This window comes from Mesorhizobium sp. M7A.F.Ca.CA.004.06.1.1 (assembly GCF_003999135.1).
In the GTDB taxonomy this organism is placed as follows: Bacteria; Pseudomonadota; Alphaproteobacteria; order Rhizobiales; family Rhizobiaceae; genus Mesorhizobium.
This window is the reverse complement of sequence record NZ_RZPQ01000827.1, coordinates 1-2488: the sequence shown is the minus strand read 5'-3', so window position 1 is coordinate 2488 and position 2488 is coordinate 1. Positions and strand designations below refer to the sequence as shown.

General features: G+C 62.9%; 1 protein-coding gene. It reads left to right on the top strand.

The annotated features are described in order from the left end of the window. Positions 1-208: 208 nt before the first annotated feature. The coding region (gene rpoB, locus EN906_RS30725) for a DNA-directed RNA polymerase subunit beta (protein ID WP_127375634.1) at positions 209-2488 on the top strand (2280 nt) is incomplete at its 3' end.

The following is a 2488-nucleotide window of genomic DNA, read 5'->3' as shown; positions in this document are numbered from 1 at the left end:
CGCCCGGAGGGAGCACGCGTAACGCGAGATCTACGAGAACCTCTTTCCTGAGGGCCGAAAACCGGCCTTCAGGAAACGGGTTTTCTCCCGTTCTAGCCGGCCGCCGACAGGCGCCGGGAAAACAGACAGAGGGTTGCCGCCAAGGTGGCCCAGAATGCAAGGCGAGCCGCGGCGAGGCTCGTCCCGAGTTTAGAGCTAAGGAGCGACGATGGCCCAGACCCAGACTTTCAATGGCCGCAGACGCGTACGCAAGTTCTTCGGAAAGATCCCGGAAGTTGCGGAGATGCCGAACCTCATCGAGGTTCAGAAGGCATCCTATGATCAATTCCTGATGGTGGCGGAGCCCAAGGGCGGGCGTCCGGACGAGGGACTGCAGGCTGTTTTCAAGTCGGTTTTCCCGATCTCCGATTTTTCCGGCTCCTCGATGCTGGAGTTCGTGAAGTACGAGTTCGAAGGACCGAAATTCGACGTTGACGAATGCCGTCAGCGCGACCTCACCTATGCCGCGCCGCTGAAGGTGACGCTGCGCCTCATCGTGTTCGATATCGACGAGGATACCGGCGCCAAGTCCATCAAGGACATCAAGGAGCAGGACGTCTACATGGGCGACATGCCGCTCATGACCTTGAACGGCACCTTCATCGTCAACGGCACCGAGCGCGTCATCGTCTCGCAGATGCACCGCTCGCCGGGCGTCTTCTTCGACCATGACAAGGGCAAGTCGCACTCGTCGGGCAAGCTTCTGTTTGCCGCGCGCGTCATCCCCTATCGCGGCTCGTGGCTCGACATCGAGTTCGATTCCAAGGACGTCGTGCACGCCCGCATCGATCGCCGCCGCAAGATTCCGGTGACGTCGCTGCTGATGGCGCTCGGTATGGACGGCGAAGAGATCCTGTCGACCTTCTACAACAAGATCACCTACAAGCGCGCCGGCGACCATTGGCGCATTCCGTTCAACGTCGAGCGTTTCCGCGGCCTCAAGGCCGTCGGCGACCTGGTCGATGCCGATACCGGCGAAGTCGTCGTCGAAGCCGGCAAGAAGATCACCGCCCGCCAGGCGAGGGCGCTTGGCGAAAAGGGTCTGAAGGCGATCAAGGCCACCGACGAGGACCTGCTCGGTAACTATCTGGCCGAGGACATCGTCAACTACGCCACCGGCGAGATCTTCCTCGAGGCCGGCGACGAGATCGACGAGAAGACGCTGAAGGTTCTGCTCGGCACCGGCGAAGACGAGATCAAGGTTCTCGACATCGACCACGTCAATGTCGGCGCCTATATCCGCAACACGCTCAACGTCGACAAGAACGAGAGCCGCCAGGACGCGCTGTTCGACATCTATCGTGTCATGCGCCCCGGCGAGCCGCCGACGCTCGAAACCGCCGAAGCCATGTTCAACTCGCTGTTCTTCGACAGTGAGCGCTACGATCTGTCGGCCGTCGGCCGCGTCAAGATGAACATGCGTCTCGAGCTCAAGGCCGAGGACACCGTGCGCGTGCTGCGCAAGGACGACATCCTGGCCGTGGTCAGGACGCTGGTCGAGCTGCGCGACGGCAAGGGCGAGATCGACGACATCGACAATCTCGGCAACCGCCGCGTGCGTTCGGTCGGCGAGCTGATGGAAAACCAGTACCGCGTCGGCCTGCTGCGCATGGAGCGCGCGATCAAGGAGCGTATGTCCTCGATCGAGATCGACACGGTCATGCCGCAGGACCTGATCAACGCCAAGCCGGCGGCTGCCGCCGTGCGCGAGTTCTTCGGTTCCTCGCAGCTGTCGCAGTTCATGGACCAGACCAACCCGCTGTCGGAGATCACCCACAAGCGCCGCCTCTCGGCGCTTGGACCGGGCGGTCTGACCCGCGAGCGCGCCGGCTTCGAAGTGCGCGACGTGCACCCGACGCATTACGGCCGCATCTGCCCGATTGAGACGCCGGAAGGCCCGAATATCGGTCTGATCAACTCGCTGGCCACCTTCGCACGCGTCAACAAATACGGCTTCATCGAGAGCCCGTACCGCAAGATCGTCGACGGCAAGCTGACCAATGACGTCGTCTATCTCTCCGCGATGGAAGAGGCCAAGCACCATGTCGCGCAGGCCAACGCCGAGCTCGACAAGAACGGTGGTTTCGTCGACGAATTCGTCATTTGCCGCAGCGCCGGCGAAGTGATGATGGCGCCGCGCGAAAACGTCGATCTGATGGACGTGTCGCCCAAGCAGATGGTGTCGGTGGCCGCGGCCCTGATCCCGTTCCTGGAAAACGACGACGCCAACCGCGCTCTGATGGGCTCGAACATGCAGCGTCAGGCCGTGCCGCTGGTGCGCGCCGAGGCGCCGTTCGTCGGCACCGGCATGGAGCCGATCGTCGCCCGTGACTCGGGCGCCGCCATCGGCGCCCGCCGCGGCGGCATCGTCGACCAGGTGGACGCGACGCGTATCGTTATCCGCGCCACCGAAGATCTCGATCCGGGCAAGTCCGGCGTCGATATCTAC